Raw genomic sequence first — 17,493 nt, 5'->3', positions numbered from 1 at the left:
GAAAATTGTCACGGAAGACCTGCCGAAGGCAAGGCCGCCGCGGCGCGGGCGCGCAAAAAAGAGAAAAGGCGATCCGAAGACCGCCTTTCCAGAAATAGAATTTTTCGCAGATATTATTCTGCTGCCGTTTCCGCGGCGGCTGCTGCTTCAGCAGCGGCCTTGGCTTCGGCGGCTTCTGCTGCTGCCTTTTCGGCGGCGAGCGCCTGAGCGGCTGCAACCTTTTCAGCTTCGATGCGTGCCTTTTCCTCGGCAACGGCGGCGCGTTCGGCGTCGTTGAGCTTGCGGGCGCGGACGCCGGTGTCTTCAACGATACGGGCGGACTTGCCGCGACGGTCGCGCAGGTAGTAGAGCTTGGCGCGACGGACCTTACCGCGGCGGACGACGTCGACGCTTTCGATCATCGGCGAGTAAACCGGGAATACGCGCTCGACGCCTTCGCCGTAGGAGATCTTGCGAACGGTGAAGTTTTCCTGCAGGCCGCCGCCGGAGCGGGCGATGCAGACGCCTTCATAGGCCTGAACGCGGGTACGGTTGCCTTCCGTGACCTTCACGTTGACGCGGACGGTATCGCCTGGGGAGAATTCGGGGAGGGTGCGCTTGGCTTCGATCTTGGCGGCCTGTTCGGCCTCAAGCTGCTGAATGATGTTCATCGTCTTAACCTTTGGTTCTTCTGAAACAGCCAGAGCGCTCGGCACAGATCCCTTGGGTGAGCCTCAGGATTTTGCCCCTTCGGGGCGGGAGCGGATTCGCCATTCTTTGTTTGCTGGCAGACGGGGCTAACCCCATTTCCGCGTGCGCCAATACACGAAAGGCCGGGCCTTGTCATCCCTCGCACGACAATTTTGTGAAGGGGAGGGTGGAATCAGCCGATTTTCTTAGGCTCAGCCTTTTCGAAGAGATCCGGCCGCCGCTCCCGCGTCAGGCGCACCGCCTCCTCGTGGCGCCACTTTTCGATGGCGCCGTGGTTGCCCGACGTCAGGATGGGGGGGATTTCCCGGCCTTCCCACTCCTGCGGCCTCGTATAATGCGGATGTTCCAGCAGTCCGCCTTCGAAGCTTTCATGCAGGCCGGAAAGATCGTTGCCCATGACGCCGGGCAGGATGCGGATGATCGCATCGAGCACAATCAACGCCGCCGGTTCGCCGCCCGACAGCACGTAGTCGCCGACCGAGACCTCTTCCAGCCCCCGTGCTTCGATCACCCGCTGGTCGACGCCCTCGAAGCGGCCGCAGACGATGACGACGCCGTCGCCCGCCGCCAGTTCGCGCACGCGCTGCTGCGTCAGCGGCCGCCCACGCGGGCTCATCAGCAGGCGCGGGCGAGTATCGTTTTGACAGGTACTGTCGATGGCGCGGGCGAGCACGTCGGGTTTCAGCACCATGCCGGCGCCGCCGCCGGCCGGGGTGTCGTCGACGGTGCGATGTTTGTCGGTGGCGAAATCGCGAATCTGCACGGCGTCCAGCGACCATTGCCCGCGCTGCATCGCCTTGCCGGCGAGCGAAAAGCCCAGATGCCCCGGAAATATTTCCGGATAGAGTGTCAGCACGCTCGCCCGGAAAGCCATCACTTCTTCTTTTTCGGTTTGTCCGGGGTGAATTTCGAAATCTCTTCGGGATTGTCGATCAAACCCGCCGCCAGCGGATCGATCAGCAATGTGCCGGCTTCGAGGTCGATTTCCAGCACTGAGGCTTCCGAGAAGGGGATAAGCACCGGGCGCTTGCCCGGACCTTTGAGTTCCAGAAGATCGCCGGCGCCGAAATCGAAGACGCCGGTGACGGTGCCGTAGCTGACGCCCTGATCGTCCTGCGCCTCGAGTCCTTCGAGATCGGCATAGTAGAACTCGTCGTCCTCCAACTCCTCGTCGGGCAGATTGTCGCGCTCGATGTAGAGTTCCAGGCCGTTCAGCGCCTCGGCGGCGTTGCGGTCGTTAATGCCGCGGAAACGGACCACCACGACATTCTTCATCTCGCGGATTTCGAGGATTTCGAAGCTGCGTCCGTCCATGCTGTGCAGATGGCCGTAATCGCCGAGCGCCGTCGGGTCGGCGGTGTAGGCCTTGGCGCGCACTTCACCGCGCAGGCCCTGCGCGCCGCCGATCGTCGCCATCAGAACGGGGTTTTCAAGCTTTGTCATGGGTTCCTTCATGTGAAGCCGGAAAGACAGGCTTCTCATAAACGAAGTGCAGGTAATTGGAAACGAAAACGGGCGGCATGTCGCCATGCCGCCCGTTCGATTGGGGAAGGTCCCGATTATTCCGCAGCGTCGGCAGCAGCAGCGGCGGCGTCAGCGGCCTTCTGCGCCTTTTCAGCGGCGCGTTCTTGGGCGCGCTTGCCGGGCTTTGCCTTGACCGGGTTGTTCTTGGCTTCGCGCTTGGCAACGCCAGCTTCATCGAGGAAGCGCAGAACGCGGTCGGTCGGCTGGGCGCCGTTATCGAGCCAGTGCTTGATGCGCTCGGCATTCAGCTGAACGCGCTTCTCGTCGTCCTTGGCGAGCATCGGGTTCCAGGAACCGAGGTTTTCGAGGAAGCGGCCGTCACGCGGGCTGCGCGCATCGGCGAGAACGACGTGGTAGTACGGACGCTTCTTGGAGCCACCGCGGGCGAGACGAATTTTCAGTGCCATGTTCTTTACTCCTTAGGCTTTTCTTGACCGCTTCGTGAGGCGGTATGGTTATCGGGCTGCGGCGCTCTGTTCAGCGTGATCCGCAGCGATCTGCTCATGATGCCGGATGACTTCCTTGATGACGAAGTTCAGGAACTTCTCGGCGAAATCCGGGTCCAGATTGGCCGCTTTCGCCAGCTGGCGAAGGCGTTCGATCTGGTATTCCTCGCGCGCCGGATCGGCCGGCGGCAGATTGTATTTGGCCTTCAGCACGCCGACCTCTTTGGTGCAGCGGAAGCGTTCGGCCAGCATGTGCACGAGAGCGGCATCGATGTTGTCGATCGACTGACGGTAGCTCGCGAGCTGGGCTTTGACGTCCGGATCAATCATGGGGCAAACGATCCTTTCACTTCTTCTTCGGCAAACCGGGCAATCCCGGGAAACCACCGCCGAGGCCCGGCAGCTTGGCGCCGCCGAGGCCCGGCAAACCACCCGGCAGACCGCCGAGACCGGGCATACCCCCACCCGGCTTTCCAAGCCCCGCCGCTTCGGCCTGCTTCTGCAGGGCTTCGAGCTGCTTAGGGTCGATATTCGAGAGATCGGGCATGCCGCCGCCCATACCGCCCAGGCCGCCAAGCCCCATCTTGCCGGCAAGGCCGCCCATCATCTGCTTCATCATGCCGCCTTTGCCCTTGCCGCCCATCATCTTCATCATGTCAGCCATCTGGCGGTGCATCTTCAGAAGCTTGTTGATGGCGGCGGCATCGGTGCCGGAGCCGGCGGCGATGCGCTTCTTGCGCGAATGCTTGAGCAGGTCTGGATTGGCGCGCTCGGCCTTGGTCATCGACTGGATGATGGCGATCTGGCGGCCGAAAAGCTTGTCGTCGAGGCCGGCGGCGGCCATTTTGTCCTTCATGCCTGCCATGCCGGGCATCATGCCCATGATGCCGCCCATGCCGCCCATCTTCTGCATCTGGCGCAGCTGGTCGGCGAGGTCGTCGAGATCGAACTTGCCCTTGGCCATCTTGGCGGCCATGGCAGCCGCCTTCTCGGCGTCGATATTTTCCGCCGCGCGCTCGACGAGCGAGACGATGTCGCCCATGCCGAGAATGCGGTCGGCGATGCGGCGGGGATGGAACTCCTCGAGCTCGCTCATCTTCTCGCCGACGCCGATCAGCTTGATCGGCTTGCCGGTGACGGCGCGCATCGAAAGGGCGGCGCCGCCGCGGCCGTCGCCGTCCATGCGGGTCAGCACGAGGCCGGTGATGCCGACGCGTTCGTCGAAATTGCGGGCGAGGTTGACGGCATCCTGACCGGTCAAGCTGTCGGCGACCAGCAGGATTTCATGCGGGTTCGAACGCTTCTTGATGTCGGCCATCTCGACCATCAAGGGTTCGTCGATATGGGTGCGGCCGGCAGTGTCGAGGATGACGACGTCATGGCCGCCGAGCTTGGCCGCCTGCACCGCACGGGCAGCGATATCGGTCGGCGACTGGCCAGCGATAACAGGCAGCGTGTCGATGCTGGCCTGGGCGCCGAGCTGGCGAAGCTGCTCCTGGGCTGCCGGACGGCGCGTGTCGAGCGACGCCATCAGCACTTTCTTCTTCTCGCGCGTCGACAGCCGATGGGCGATCTTGGCTGACGTCGTCGTCTTGCCGGAGCCCTGCAGGCCGACCATCATGACGACGACGGGAGCGGGCGCATGCAGGTCGATGCCGACGCCTTCGCCGCCCAGCATCTCGATCAGTTCGTCATGGACGATCTTGACCACCATCTGGCCGGGCTTGATCGACTTCAGGATCTCGGCGCCGACGGCCTTTTCACGCACGCGGTCGGTAAAGGAACGCACGACGTCGAGCGCGACGTCGGCCTCCAGCAGCGCACGGCGAACCTCGCGCAGCGCTGCGGAAACATCGGCTTCCGAAAGCGCGCCACGGCCTGTCAGTCCATTCAGAATGGATCCAAGACGGTCCTGGAGGTTTTCAAACATCGGCTCTTCCTTGATACGTTTCGGGCGGGTTCGATCTGCCCGGAAACGTCGTGCTTTTCCTTGACGAAAACAAGACGCAAAGCCAAAAGGCACCCGAGGGCGCATCGCGCTGTCGGGTGTTGACCTCCGGGATCTCAGGTCCCGGTCGGCGGCTCGGAGTCATGCGGCTCGTCGCGGATTGGGCGCGATAAACAGGAAAGCCGCGCGAAAGTCAAGGCGAATGCGTGGGATGGTCGCCTCGCGGAAGTTTCGGATGCCCTTTCGCGTATATGTCACAGTAAAAATTCCGGCCGGCGGCCCCAATTCGCGATGGAGCCCAGTTGCAAAATATTCCACTTGTGATTCTACTTTCTACTTAACTGCATCCTGTAAAATGATTCGTGAATATCCTTGATGCCGGATGATCCGGCGGAGATATCGAATGATCAATGCTGATATTGAGAGCTGGGCACTGGCGCGGGCTCATCATATTGTTCTGAATGAAGGCCTTAGTCTTGCAAAGGCGGCACAGAATCTGGATCGCAAACGATCCCGCTCGCTGGTCTACGAGCTGAGAAAGGTCATCACTGCCGCCATCGTCGAGGCGCATGCGGTGTCCTTCAATTCCAACGGTACTGAGCGGTAAAGCCGGACTGCCTCGCAAGGGCGGCCGGCGGCAATGGCTGCCCGGCACTCACCCACTGGTAATTCCTTCGCATTTCCGCCATATACAGCGGAAACACGGACGGAATGATACTATGAGCGCAACGGTCGAATTCGCGAGGATGAACGGGCTTGGCAACAAGATCCTGGTCGTCGACATGCGTGGCCGGCCGGACAAGGTGACGCCCGCGGCGGCGGTCGCGCTCAATGCCGATCCTGAGACCGAGTTCGACCAGATCATGGCGATCCATGATCCGAAGGCCGATGGCACCGATGCCTTCATCGATATCCTGAATTCCGATGGTTCGAAGGCGCAGGCCTGCGGTAACGGCACACGCTGCGTCGTGCAGGCGCTTGCCGCCGAGACCGGCCGGAAGGCCTTCACCTTCCAGACGGTCGCCGGCATCCTCAATGCCGTCGAGCACGAGGACGGGACGATTTCCGTCGATATGGGCCGGCCGGTCTTCGATTGGGACAAGATCCCGCTGGCCGAAGAATTCCACGATACCAGCCGCATCGAGCTGCAGATCGGCCCGATCGACAATCCGGTGCTGCATTCGCCTTCGGCCATGTCGATGGGCAACCCGCATGCGATCTTCTGGGTGGACAAGGACGTGATGTCCTATGATCTCGCCCGCTTCGGGCCACTGCTCGAAAACCATCCGATGTTTCCCGAGCGCGCCAATATAACACTCGCGCAGGTGACCTCGCCGACATCCTTGACGACGCGCACCTGGGAGCGCGGCGCGGGATTGACGCTTGCCTGCGGTTCGGCCGCCTGTTCCGCCGCCGTCAGCGCCGCGCGCACCGGCCGCACCGGCCGCACGGTGACGATCAATGTGGCAAGCGCCAAGCCGCCGGCGACACTTTCGATCGAATGGCGCGAGCGCGACGATCACGTCATCATGACCGGTCCGGCCGAGTGGGAATGGTCGGGCAGGCTCGATCCTTCAACCGGCCTCTGGTCGCGCGATGATACCCGAGGGGCGGAGGCGCAGTGAGCGGCATCGAGGTCATTACCTTCGGCTGCCGCCTCAACACATATGAATCCGAAGTGATGAAGGCGCAGGCCGAGAAGGCCGGGCTCAACAATGCCATCCTGGTCAATACCTGCGCGGTGACCGGAGAGGCCGTGCGCCAGGCTCGCCAGGCGATCCGCCGAGCGCGGCGCGACAATCCGCATGCCCGCATCATCGTCACCGGCTGCGCCGCGCAGACGGAAAAACAGACCTTTGCCGAAATGGCAGAGGTCGATGCGGTGCTCGGCAATGAGGAGAAGCTTTCGAGCGCTTCCTATCGCAGCCTGCCGGATTTCGGCGTTTCGGCCGAAGAGAAGTTGCGCGTCAACGACATCATGAGCGTCAAGGCGACGGCGCCGCAGATGGTCAGGCACATCGACGGCCACGTGCGTGCCTTCATCCAGGTGCAGAACGGCTGCGACCACCGCTGCACCTTCTGCATCATCCCCTATGGCCGCGGCAATTCCCGCTCCGTGCCGATGGGAGCCGTCGTCGATCAGGCCCGCAAGCTCGCCGACAGCGGTTATCGCGAGATCGTCCTGACCGGCGTCGATGCCACCAGCTATGGCGGCGACCTGCCGGGAGCGCCGACGCTCGGGCTTCTGGCGAAGACGCTCTTGAAGCAGATCCCGGATATTCGCCGTCTCAGGCTTTCCTCGATCGACAGCATCGAGGCCGATGCTCATCTGATGGATCTCATCGCCGAAGAATCGCGTTTCATGCCGCATTTGCATCTGTCGCTGCAGCATGGCGACGACATGATTCTGAAGCGGATGAAGCGCCGGCATTCGCGCGCCGATGCGCTGCGCTTCATCGAGGATGCGCGGCGTCTCCGCCCCGAAATGAGCTTCGGCGCCGATATGATCGCCGGCTTCCCGACGGAAACCGAGGAAATGTTCGGCAATGCGGTGCGGCTCGCCGAAGAAGCCGGCATCGCGCATCTGCATGTTTTCCCCTACAGCCCGCGTCCCGGCACGCCGGCCGCCCGCATGCCGCAGCTCGACCGATCGCTGGTCAAGGATCGTGCCGCACGGCTGCGCGCCACTGGACATAAGCTCCATCAATCCCATCTCGACGGCATGATCGGAACCCGGCAGTGGCTGCTCGTCGAAAACAACGGCCTGGCGCATACCGAGAACTTCACGCTGGTTGCAGCCGCCGGCCTCTGCCCCGGCGAACTTGTGCCGGCCACCATCACCGGCCACAATGGCAAGCATCTCGACATGCAATTGACGGCCGCAGCGGCCTGACTTTCACGGAATTCTCATGGCGCTCAGTTTCATCAAAAAGGTCTTTACCTTCGGCAAGCCGGCTGAAGAGCCCGTGCCCGATGCCGTGGAAAGGGAACTCGAGCCGCGCTCGCGCGACGAAGATCTGCCGGTCACCGACGATCCCGTTCTTTCCGAGAAGTTGGATACCGCGGGTGGACCGGCGGCGGATGTCGGCGAGGCCGAGGAATTAAACATCCTCGATGAGTCGTTGCCTTTGCCTCCCGCAGATCAGATGAGCGAGTTCGGGCTGGTGCCGCTTTCACTGCTGGAGGCCGAAGCTGAAGCAGAGACGCAGGCAATTGCCGAGAGCGAGGTGGAAGCACCCGTCTCTGTCCCTTCGGGACATCTCCCCGACAAGGGGGGAGATCGTTTGGAGGCTGACATGCTGGCTTCGGTCGAAGAGACCGCCGAGGTAATAGAAGCGCTCTCGGAGGAAACCCCTGCTGAGATCGATGCGGAAAAAGACATCGCCGTTCAGCCGATCTCCCCCCTTGTCGAGGAGATGCGCGGCAGGGCAGAGGGGGGTATCTCACCTGGCGAGCCCTCCGAAGCTGCTGCGGAACAGCCAAAGCCTGAATCTCCGATCCTCCCTAAAGGCTTCGCCACCGGCCCTGCGATCGTCGAACCGCAGCCTATCGCTCCGCAGGCGAAACTCAGCTGGTTCCAGCGACTGCGCAACGGCCTTGCGCGCACCTCCTCGCAGCTCACCAACCAGATCACTGCGCTCTTCACCAAGCGCAAGCTCGACGACGAGACGCTGCAGGATCTCGAAGACCTGCTGATCCAGGCTGATCTCGGCGTCGAGACGGCGCTTCGCGTTACCGATACACTCGCTTCCGAACGCTACGGCAAGGATGTGACCGGCGAGGATGTCAGTCGCATCATGGCATCCGAAATTGCCAAAGTGCTGAAGCCGGTCGCCAAGCCGCTGCAGCTCGACCTCTCGCACAAGCCGCATGTCATTCTCGTTGTCGGCGTCAACGGCACCGGCAAGACGACGACGATCGGCAAGCTCGCGGCGAAGCTTTCAGGCGCCGGGCTGAAGGTGATGCTGGCTGCCGGCGATACATTCCGCGCGGCGGCGATCGAGCAGCTGAAGATCTGGGCCGAGCGGACCAATTCCGAATTCGTCGGCACCAAGCTCGGCGCCGATGCCGCCGGTCTTGCCTATGACGCATTCGAACAGGCGAAGGCGAAAAAATGCGACGTGCTGATCGTCGATACCGCCGGTCGCCTGCAGAACAAGGCCGAACTGATGGCCGAGCTCGAGAAGATTGTGCGCGTGCTCGGCAAACTTGATCCTGATGCGCCCCATACGGTGCTGCAGACGCTCGACGCCACGACGGGGCAGAATGCGCTGAGCCAGGTCGAGATCTTCCGCAATGTCGCCGGCGTCAACGGGCTGATCATGACCAAACTCGACGGCACGGCGCGCGGCGGCATTCTCGTCGCGATCTCCGCCAAGCACAAGCTGCCGGTCTATTTCATCGGCGTCGGCGAAGGGGTCGACGATCTCGAGCCGTTCGAGGCAGAGGATTTCGCCCATGCCATTGCCGGGCTTCCGCAATGATGCCACAGATAAGCCGCCGAAAGCCTGCAAGGGACGGTCGGGAAACGAATTTTCAGGAATAGCAGGTTCGAAGAACGCATGACCACCGAAAGCGATATCACGCCGAGCGCGGCCGACCGCCATCATCCGATGCTGAAACTGGCGCTGGAACTCGGGCCGCTGATGGTCTTCTTTTTTGCCAATCTGCGCGGTCAATGGCTGGTGGAAAGATTTCCTGCCCTTTCGGAACTGGGCGGTCCTCTGTTCGTCGCGACCGCGCTTTTTATGGCAGCGACGGTCACTTCGCTGATTGTGTCGAAGATCGTGCTCGGCCATTTGCCGATCATGCCCTTTGTCTCCGGCATCGTCGTCGTTATCTTCGGCTCTCTGTCGATCTGGCTGCAGAACGAGACCTTCATCAAAATGAAGCCGACCATCGTCAATGCGCTCTTCGGAGTCGCGCTGCTGGGCGGGCTCGCCTTCGGCCGCTCGCTGCTCGGTTATGTCTTCAACGCTGCCTTCCAGCTCGATGCAGAGGGCTGGCGCAAGCTTACCATCCGCTGGGGCGTCTTCTTCCTATTCCTAGCCGTGCTCAACGAAGTCGTCTGGCGCAATTTTTCCGACGATACCTGGGTCGCCTTCAAAGTCTGGGGCACGATGCCGATCACCATCATCTTCACGCTAGCGCAGATGCCGCTGGTGCTGAAACATAGCGTCAACCTGGAAACGGACGGTGAGACGTGAGCACAGCGGACGCCGGATTTCGTGTCAGACACCAGAGCTTCTGGCTGGTCGCCTGTCTTGCGGTGCTGGTCGCCCAGGTCGTCGCCGAATATCTGATGGGCCGGGTGCCGATCTGCGCCTGCGGTTATGTCAAGCTTTGGGAAGGCGGGGTCAATACCAGCGGCAATTCGCAGCATCTTTCCGACTGGTACACGCCGTCGCACATCATCCACGGCTTCCTGTTTTACGGGCTCGGCCACCTGGTTCTGCGCCACAAGCCGCTTGCGGCGCGGCTGCTCCTGGCGCTGGTGATCGAATCCGGCTGGGAACTGCTCGAAAATTCGCCGCTGATCATCGACCGCTACCGCACGGCGACGATCGCACTCGATTATTACGGCGACAGCATCGTGAATTCGGCAATGGACACCGCCTTCATGTGCCTCGGCTTCTTTTTCGCCTCACGGGTGCCCGTGGCGGTCACGGTGGCGATCGCCATCTTCTTTGAGATTTTCACCGGCTATGTCATCCGCGATAATCTGACGCTGAACGTGCTGATGCTGGTCTGGCCTGTGGAGGCGATCAAGGTCTGGCAGGGTGGAGCTTAACCTGCCTCGATATCCTCCTTGTGCGGAGGGTCTTTCTTGACTTACGAAGCCGGCTTCGCCAGCGCCTTTTCCATCGCCGGAAACAGCCCTTCCTTCAGGCTAATATCGTCGAAGGGACCGACGCGCTTGTAGAGGATCGTGCCGTCGGCGCCGACCAGATAGCTTTCCGGGATACCGTAGACACCCCAGTCGATTGCCGCCTTGCCGTTCGGATCGATGCCGATCGCCCGATAGGGATTCCCGAGTTCGCCGAGGAAACGCAGGGCGTTGTCGTTCTTGTCCTTGTAATTGATGGCGACGATGTTGAGCCGACCGTCTTTCGCCAGTTCCTTCAAGATCGGATGTTCGTCCCTGCAGGGAAGGCACCAGGAAGCGAAAACGTTGACGAGGGTCAGCTTGCCCTTGATCGCCGCATCGGTGAGCGCCGGCAGGTTTGCCCCGTCGAGCGGCGGAAGATTCAGCGCCGGCGTCTTGGTGCCGATCAGGGCCGAGGGGATTTCGGCGATGGTCTTGCCATGGAAATCCTGGTCGTAGAGCATCTTTGCGGCGGTCGCGGCTATGGCGCCGAAGACGATCAGTGGCAGAAGCGCCAGAGCGTAGCGGCCAAGTCCGCGCGGCCTGACGGTTCTGGTTTCGGGGGTCTCGTTCATTCGCCGTCCCTCGTGCGCGCCGAGCGGCGGCGAATGCCTGCGGCTTCGAGCGCTGCAAGTTCGCGGCGGCGCGCCCGACCGTCGGCCCAGGTCCAGAAGGTGACGGCGACCGTCACGAGGGCCGCAAAGCCGTAGGAGGCGTAGACGTAGAAGGCGTGCGTCATGACCTATTCCTCCCGGCTCGCCATGCGGGCGGCAAGGCGGCGCTGGGCGGCGATGCGGCGGCGCCAGATCTCGTTCCTCATCGCCATGATGTGCAAGGTGAAGAAGAGGAGGGTGAAGGCGATCGCCATGACGAGGAGCGGGCGCAGGAATTCCGGATCGATCGCCGGACCGCCGACCCGCAGCACGCTTGCCGACTGGTGCAGCGTGTTCCACCATTCGACAGAGAACTTGATGATCGGAATATTGACGAAGCCGACGAGGATGAGCACGGCGCAGACCCGTGCGGCCTTCGACGGATCGTCGATGGCGCGGCTCAGCGCAATCAGGCCGAGATACATCAGAAAGAGAATGAAGACCGAGGTCAGCCGCGCGTCCCACACCCACCAGGTGCCCCACATCGGCTTGCCCCAGAGCGAGCCGGTGACGAGCGCCAGCAGAGTGAAGGTGGCGCCGAGCGGGGCTGCGGTCTTGGCGGAGACGTCGGCCAGCGGATGGCGCCAGACCAGCGTGCCGATCGCCGAGATGCTCATGATCGTGTAGCATAGCATCGAAAGCCAGGCGGCAGGCACATGGACATACATGATGCGCACCGTCTCGCCCTGCTGGTAATCGCCTTCGGTGGAAAAGCTGAGAAAGAGGCCGACCGCGAAACAGAGGGCGGTGAAACCGGCCAGCCACGGAATGACGCGTGCCGCCAGCGCCAGAAACCGTGTCGGGTTGGCGAGATCGCTGAATTTACTGATCGCAAGGCTCGGTTCACTCATGACCGCTTCCTTATCTTGATCCGGCTTTTCCCGCAATCGAATGCCAGTCACTCCGCCGTGTTTCGCAGCGCAAGGGCGGCGGCAGCCGGGCCAATGACGGCGAAGAACAGCGTGAGCGCGATAAGGATGAGAAAAGGCGGCAGGAACAGTGCGGGATCCTCGACCGCGGCATAGGTGGCGCTGACCCCGAAGATCAACACCGGGATCGTCAGCGGCAGCACCAGGATCGAGACCAGCAGGCCGCCGCGGGGGAGCGCCACGGCAACGGCGGCGCCGACGGCGCCGATGAAGGTGATGGCCGGCGAGCCGACAAGCAGCGTCAGCGCGGTCGCGCCGATCGCCGTCTCGTCCATATTCATGAAGAGGCCGAGCAGCGGCGAGGCGATGACCAAAGGCAGGCTGGTGGACGTCCAGTGGGCACAGCATTTGATCAGGACGGTGAGGACAAGCGGTGTTTCCTGCGTCAGCATCAGGTCGAGCGATCCATCGTCGCGCTCGGCCTGGAACAGGCGGTCGAGGCCAAGAAGGGCTGCAAGCAGGGCGCCGATCCAGACGATGGCGGGGCCGATGCGGGAGAGAAGCTTGAGATCCGGCCCGACGCCGAAGGGGATGACGGCAACGACGGTCAGGAAGAACAGCACGCCGATCAGCGCGCCGCCGCCGGCGCGGATCGAGAGCTTGAGATCGCGGAGGAAGAGGGCGGTCATCCCCACACCCCCTGATCCACCCCGGCAAAGCCCGTCATCTTCAATTCCTGCACATTCTTCAACCCCAGCGGCTGATGCGTCGCCGCCACCACGATGCCGCCCCTTCTCAGATGCGTTTCGATTAATCCTGCGAATAGCTGGTCGGCGCTGGCATCGAGTGCCGCGGTGGGTTCGTCGAGGATCCAGACGGGCCGGCGGGCGACGAGCAGCTTGGCAAAGGCGAATCGGCGCTGCTGGCCGGCGGAGAGATAGGCGAAGGGAAGGTGACTAATTCCGGCAAGGCCGACGGCCTCGGCGGCGTCCTCGGTGGAGAGGCCCGCGTTGCCGAGAAAGCTCCGCCAGAAATCCAGATTCTCTGCAACCGTAAGTTCATTCTTCATTGCATTTCGATGGCCGAGGTAGTGGCAGACCTCGCCGGGATGCCGGCCTTCCCGGCTGCCGTCGCCATGAAAGACGACAGCGCCCCTTTCAGGCCTGAGGAGGCCGGCGACAACGCGCAGCAAAGTGGACTTTCCCGATCCATTTCTGCCCGTAAGAACGAGTGCTTCGCCGGCTGCCAAGTGAAAGGAAATATTAACGAAAATGAGATCGTCACCGCGCCTTGCGGCCAGACTTTCGGCGGTGAGATGCATGCATCGGCTCTTTCTTCGTTTCGGCTTCGGAGGGGTCAAAAAATGTCGGATTTTGACCGTTTCCGGGTATGGCAAGTTTTTACGAAATTATCTATAAGACCTGCAACCACGCCAGCGGTCGGCGTGAATTTCATCCTTGCGCCGAACTTGGAGCGTCTGTTCCACGTGCGGACAGCGGAAATGGCCGTACCCGCATCCTGATGTGCATTAAGTGCATAGGCGTTCGCACGACTGTGTTGGCTATCAGAAACGGGGTCTCTCGTGTCTAAATCTCTTGACAGTTTCAATTGTCGTTCCACGCTTTCGGTAAACGGGAAGGACTATGTCTATTACAGCCTGCCCAAGGCTGAGGCAAACGGTCTGCCCGGCGTCTCGAAGCTTCCCTATTCGATGAAGGTGCTGCTCGAAAACCTGCTGCGCTTCGAAGACGGCCAGTCGGTCACCAAGGAGCACATCCTGGCCGTTGCCGAATGGCTGAACAACAAGGGTGCGGTCGAAAACGAAATCGCCTATCGCCCGGCGCGCGTGCTGATGCAGGACTTCACCGGCGTTCCCGCCGTCGTCGATCTTGCCGCGATGCGCGACGCGATGGTGTCGCTCGGCGGCAATCCCGAGAAAATCAACCCGCTCGTTCCCGTCGACCTCGTCATCGACCACTCCGTCATCGTCGATGAATTCGGCACGCCGCAGGCCTTCGCCAAGAACGTCGAGCTGGAATATCAGCGCAACGGCGAGCGCTACCGCTTCCTGAAGTGGGGCCAGCAGGCCTTCAAGAACTTTCGCGTCGTGCCTCCCGGCACCGGCATCTGTCACCAGGTCAACCTCGAATATCTCGGCCAGACAGTCTGGACCAAGGAAGAGGACGGCGAGACGATCGCCTATCCGGATACCTGCGTCGGCACCGACAGCCATACGACGATGATCAACGGTCTCGGCGTACTCGGCTGGGGCGTGGGCGGTATCGAAGCAGAAGCAGCCATGCTCGGCCAGCCTGTTTCCATGCTTCTTCCCGAAGTCATCGGCTTCAAGCTGACCGGCAAGCTCAAGGAAGGCGTCACCGCGACCGACCTCGTTCTGACCGTCGTGCAGATGCTGCGCAAGAAGGGCGTCGTTTCCAAGTTCGTCGAATTTTTCGGCCCCGGCATGGACAACATGCCGCTCGCCGACCGTGCGACGATCGGCAACATGGGTCCGGAATATGGCGCCACCTGCGGCTTCTTCCCTGTTGACGGCGAAACCATCAACTACCTCACCATGTCCGGCCGCACGCATGACCGGATCGCGCTGGTCGAAGCCTATTCGAAGGCCCAGGGCATGTGGCGCGAAGGCGATGGTTCCGATCTCGTCTTCACCGATACGCTGGAACTCGATCTCAGTGACGTCGTGCCGTCGATGGCCGGCCCGAAGCGTCCGGAAGGCCGCATCGCGCTCGAGAACATCGCTTCCGGCTTCGCTGGCTCGATGGAAGCCGACTACAAGAAGCCCGGGCAGCTCAACAACCGCTACGCTGTCGAGGGCACCGATTTCGACCTCGGCCATGGTGATGTCGCGATTGCCGCCATCACCTCCTGCACCAACACCTCCAACCCGTCGGTTCTGATCGCTGCCGGCCTGCTTGCCCGCAACGCCGTTGCCAAGGGCCTGAAGACCAAGCCGTGGGTCAAGACTTCGCTGGCACCGGGATCGCAGGTGGTCGGCGAATATCTCGCCAAGTCCGGTTTGCAGGCCGATCTCGACAAGCTCGGCTTCAACCTTGTCGGCTTCGGCTGCACCACCTGCATCGGCAATTCCGGCCCGCTTCCGGCGCCGATCTCGAAGACGATCAACGACAAGGGCCTAATCGTATCCGGCGTGCTCTCCGGCAACCGTAACTTCGAAGGCCGTATCTCGCCTGACGTCCAGGCGAACTACCTCGCTTCGCCACCGCTCGTCGTTGCTTACGCGCTTGCCGGCACGGTTCAGAAGGACCTGACGAAGGAGCCGATCGGCGAAGACCAGGACGGCAACCCCGTCTACCTCAAGGACATCTGGCCGACCTCGCAAGAGGTGCAGGAATTCATCCTGAAATACGTGACCCGCGAGCTCTATGAAAGCAAGTACGCCGACGTCTTCAAGGGCGACGTAAACTGGCAGGCCGTTCAGGTTCCGCCGGGCCAGACCTATGCCTGGGACGACAATTCGACCTATGTCCAGAACCCACCTTACTTCGTCGGCATGGGCAAGAAGGGCACCGGCGTCTCGGACATCAAGGGTGCGCGCGTCCTCGGTCTGTTCGGTGACAAGATCACCACCGACCACATCTCTCCGGCCGGTTCGATCAAGGCGGCATCGCCGGCTGGCGCCTATCTGATCGGTCATGACGTTGCGGTTGCCGACTTCAACCAATACGGCACGCGCCGCGGCAACCATGAAGTGATGATGCGCGGCACCTTCGCCAATATCCGCATCCGCAACCACATGCTCGGCCCGAACGGTAAGGAAGGTGGCTACACCATTCACTATCCGTCGAAGGAAGAGACCTCGATCTACGACGCGGCGATGCAGTACAAGTCCGAAGGCGTGCCGCTCGTCATCTTCGCCGGTGTCGAATACGGCAACGGCTCCTCGCGCGACTGGGCGGCCAAGGGCACCAACCTGCTCGGCGTCAAGGCGGTGATCGCCCAGTCGTTCGAGCGCATCCATCGCTCGAACCTGGTCGGCATGGGCGTCATCCCCTTCGTCTTCGAAGAGGGCACGACCTGGCAGAGCCTTGGCCTCAAGGGCGACGAACTTGTCACCATCGAGGGCCTGGACAAGATCAAGCCGCGCGAGCGGAAGATCGCCAAGATCACCTATAGCGACGGCACCGTGAAGGACGTTCCGCTGCTGTCGCGTGTCGATACGCTCGACGAGGTAATCTACCTCAACAATGGCGGCATCCTGCAGACGGTCCTGCGCGATCTCGCTGCCTGACCGTTACGAGCCCGACATGATCATGGCCGCCGGAAAGCAATTTCCGGCGGCTTTCTTATGCAGCGGCAGTCATCGAGCGAACTCACGATGATTTGTTTTCCGCGGCTTCCGGTCGTGCCGCGTCTCACCCGTTCGTGACTTTTCGTTTGGACCCGGAAGGATTATTCGTACGTTCATATCTCAGCGCCGTTGGTTCCAATACGCCGTCGGCGCTGAAAAAGAGGTGCATGAATGTCCCCCCGATTCTTGATCCCGCTATTGGCCGCTGTTGTTCTCGCAGGCCCGCTGCGTGCCGAAGACGACACGCCGAAAGGCGTCGTCGAACTCTTCACGGCGCAGGGCTGCTCCTCCTGTCCCCCCGCTGATGCGGCTTTCCGCAAGCTGGTGAATCAGGGCGATGTCATCGCGCTCGCCTATCACGTCGATTACTGGAATTATCTCGGCTGGGCCGATACGCTGAGCTCGAAGGAAAACACCGAGCGGCAATATGGCTATGCCAGGACGATGGGCCGCAGCAACGTCTACACGCCGCAGGCGATCGTCAACGGGCGCGGGCATCTGGCCGGCGCCGATCTCAACGGCATCAACAGCAAGATCGACACCTATAGCGGCGAAGGCAACGGCCTGACCGTTCCCGTCAGTGCGTCGATGCGCGGTGACGAATTGGAGATCAAGATCGGCGCAGGGCAGGGCAAAGCCAATGTCGTCATGGTCTATTTCGACAAGGAAAAGACGATTGAGGTCGAAAAAGGCGAGAACAGCGGCAAGAAGCTCTCCTATCTGCACAGCGTCACCAACGTCGAAACCGTCGGCATGTGGGATGGCAAGGCGACCAATCTGACGCTGCCGGCAAGCGTGCTGCAGCGGCCGCAGCTAGAGGGTTGCGCTATCCTGCTGCAGTCGGCGACCGCAAACGGCGATCCGGCCGCGATCCTTGGCGCGACCGTGGTGATGGCGGGCAAAAATATCTGAAATTTCATTCTGATGCGGATGAAAGTCCGGGCGGCCCGGCTGAGCGTATTCGGGGCTGGGGTTAAGGTCGATACGCTCCGCCGGGCCCTTTGGCGCGCTGGCGCCAAACCGGGATGCATAATTCCCCTGCAAATGAGGCGCTGTTTTGACTGAAATGCGGCGCCGCAGAGAAAGCGTCGTGTCTTCCACTGCGGCCGAATGTGACGGACCGCACTCTTGCAATTTGTGTCGGCTCGGGCAAACTGTCATTCT

The 17,493-nt window shown here is 61.8% G+C and carries 19 protein-coding genes; 8 read left to right on the top strand and 11 right to left on the bottom strand.

From position 1 onward, the window contains the following. Window positions 1-113: 113 nt before the first annotated feature. The 6 genes from rplS to ffh all read right to left on the bottom strand — a co-directional run bounded on the left by rplS (window position 114) and on the right by ffh (window position 4,590). A complete protein-coding gene (rplS, locus tag GGI60_RS18165; RefSeq protein WP_183917432.1) occupies window positions 114-650 on the bottom strand; it encodes a 50S ribosomal protein L19 in 537 nt (178 codons plus the stop codon). A 212-nt stretch (window positions 651-862) separates the two neighbouring features. Continuing rightward, window positions 863-1,564, bottom strand: coding sequence for a tRNA (guanosine(37)-N1)-methyltransferase TrmD (gene trmD / locus GGI60_RS18160; RefSeq protein ID WP_183917430.1), 702 nt, complete (start codon window positions 1,562-1,564; stop codon window positions 863-865). Further along, entirely contained in the window at window positions 1,564-2,133 is a 570-nt protein-coding gene (gene rimM / locus GGI60_RS18155) for a ribosome maturation factor RimM (RefSeq protein WP_183917428.1), read from the bottom strand. Before rimM ends, trmD begins: the two co-directional genes overlap by 1 nt. 116 nt (window positions 2,134-2,249) lie before the next feature. Next, on the bottom strand, window positions 2,250-2,621 hold the full coding sequence (gene rpsP, locus GGI60_RS18150) for a 30S ribosomal protein S16 (RefSeq protein ID WP_037116834.1): 372 nt from the start codon (window positions 2,619-2,621) through the stop codon (window positions 2,250-2,252). A gap of 48 nt (window positions 2,622-2,669) precedes the next feature. After that, on the bottom strand, window positions 2,670-2,990 hold the full coding sequence (locus GGI60_RS18145; protein WP_011427149.1) for a chorismate mutase: 321 nt from the start codon (window positions 2,988-2,990) through the stop codon (window positions 2,670-2,672). A 16-nt stretch (window positions 2,991-3,006) separates the two neighbouring features. Further along, entirely contained in the window at window positions 3,007-4,590 is a 1,584-nt protein-coding gene (ffh, locus tag GGI60_RS18140) for a signal recognition particle protein (RefSeq protein ID WP_183917426.1), read from the bottom strand. A gap of 400 nt (window positions 4,591-4,990) precedes the next feature. Between ffh and GGI60_RS18135 the strand changes: the two genes are divergently transcribed. The 6 genes from GGI60_RS18135 to GGI60_RS18110 all read left to right on the top strand — a co-directional run bounded on the left by GGI60_RS18135 (window position 4,991) and on the right by GGI60_RS18110 (window position 10,399). Continuing rightward, window positions 4,991-5,215 carry a hypothetical protein gene (locus GGI60_RS18135; protein ID WP_183917424.1) on the top strand — a complete coding sequence of 75 codons (225 nt, stop codon included), beginning with the start codon at window positions 4,991-4,993 and terminating at the stop codon, window positions 5,213-5,215. Between the two features lie 112 nt (window positions 5,216-5,327). Beyond that, window positions 5,328-6,233: a diaminopimelate epimerase gene (gene dapF, locus GGI60_RS18130; RefSeq protein WP_183917422.1), complete on the top strand. Its 906-nt coding sequence runs from the start codon at window positions 5,328-5,330 to the stop codon at window positions 6,231-6,233. Continuing rightward, the gene (gene mtaB, locus GGI60_RS18125) at window positions 6,230-7,501 is read left to right on the top strand and encodes a tRNA (N(6)-L-threonylcarbamoyladenosine(37)-C(2))-methylthiotransferase MtaB (protein WP_183917420.1); all 1,272 of its coding nucleotides are present in this window, start codon (window positions 6,230-6,232) and stop codon (window positions 7,499-7,501) included. Before dapF ends, mtaB begins: the two co-directional genes overlap by 4 nt. A gap of 16 nt (window positions 7,502-7,517) precedes the next feature. Next, entirely contained in the window at window positions 7,518-9,092 is a 1,575-nt protein-coding gene (gene ftsY / locus GGI60_RS18120; RefSeq protein ID WP_183917418.1) for a signal recognition particle-docking protein FtsY, read from the top strand. Window positions 9,093-9,170: 78 nt separating this feature from the next. Beyond that, on the top strand, window positions 9,171-9,815 hold the full coding sequence (locus tag GGI60_RS18115; protein WP_183917416.1) for a septation protein A: 645 nt from the start codon (window positions 9,171-9,173) through the stop codon (window positions 9,813-9,815). Further along, window positions 9,812-10,399, top strand: a complete 588-nt coding sequence (locus GGI60_RS18110; protein ID WP_183917414.1) for a DUF2585 domain-containing protein — start codon at window positions 9,812-9,814, stop codon at window positions 10,397-10,399. The genes GGI60_RS18115 and GGI60_RS18110 overlap by 4 nt, the downstream gene beginning before the upstream one ends. A 41-nt stretch (window positions 10,400-10,440) precedes the next feature. Here GGI60_RS18110 and GGI60_RS18105 read toward each other — a convergent pair whose 3' ends face one another. Genes GGI60_RS18105 through ccmA form a run of 5 tightly spaced genes read right to left on the bottom strand, consistent with a single transcriptional unit; the run spans window position 10,441 to window position 13,317 of the window. Then, the gene (locus GGI60_RS18105) at window positions 10,441-11,049 is read right to left on the bottom strand and encodes a DsbE family thiol:disulfide interchange protein (RefSeq protein WP_183917412.1); all 609 of its coding nucleotides are present in this window, start codon (window positions 11,047-11,049) and stop codon (window positions 10,441-10,443) included. Then, entirely contained in the window at window positions 11,046-11,213 is a 168-nt protein-coding gene (gene ccmD / locus GGI60_RS18100; RefSeq protein WP_183917410.1) for a heme exporter protein CcmD, read from the bottom strand. The genes GGI60_RS18105 and ccmD overlap by 4 nt, the downstream gene beginning before the upstream one ends. Before the next feature lie 3 nt (window positions 11,214-11,216). Beyond that, window positions 11,217-11,978: a heme ABC transporter permease gene (locus GGI60_RS18095; protein WP_183917408.1), complete on the bottom strand. Its 762-nt coding sequence runs from the start codon at window positions 11,976-11,978 to the stop codon at window positions 11,217-11,219. A 47-nt stretch (window positions 11,979-12,025) separates the two neighbouring features. After that, window positions 12,026-12,685: a heme exporter protein CcmB gene (gene ccmB / locus GGI60_RS18090; protein WP_183917406.1), complete on the bottom strand. Its 660-nt coding sequence runs from the start codon at window positions 12,683-12,685 to the stop codon at window positions 12,026-12,028. After that, complete coding sequence (gene ccmA / locus GGI60_RS18085) at window positions 12,682-13,317, bottom strand: heme ABC exporter ATP-binding protein CcmA (RefSeq protein ID WP_183917404.1); 636 nt, start codon at window positions 13,315-13,317, stop codon at window positions 12,682-12,684. Before ccmA ends, ccmB begins: the two co-directional genes overlap by 4 nt. A gap of 261 nt (window positions 13,318-13,578) precedes the next feature. On the opposite strand from ccmA, the gene acnA reads away from it, so the two are divergent. After that, window positions 13,579-16,269: an aconitate hydratase AcnA gene (acnA, locus tag GGI60_RS18080; RefSeq protein ID WP_183917402.1), complete on the top strand. Its 2,691-nt coding sequence runs from the start codon at window positions 13,579-13,581 to the stop codon at window positions 16,267-16,269. A gap of 231 nt (window positions 16,270-16,500) precedes the next feature. Next, window positions 16,501-17,241 carry a thioredoxin family protein gene (locus GGI60_RS18075; RefSeq protein ID WP_183917401.1) on the top strand — a complete coding sequence of 247 codons (741 nt, stop codon included), beginning with the start codon at window positions 16,501-16,503 and terminating at the stop codon, window positions 17,239-17,241. The last annotated feature ends 252 nt before the right edge of the window (window positions 17,242-17,493 follow it).

Source organism: Rhizobium lentis (assembly GCF_014200175.1).
GTDB classification, from domain to species: Bacteria; Pseudomonadota; Alphaproteobacteria; order Rhizobiales; family Rhizobiaceae; genus Rhizobium; species Rhizobium mulingense.
Note: the sequence above shows the minus strand (reverse complement) of the source record. Positions and strands in the feature narration are given on the sequence as shown.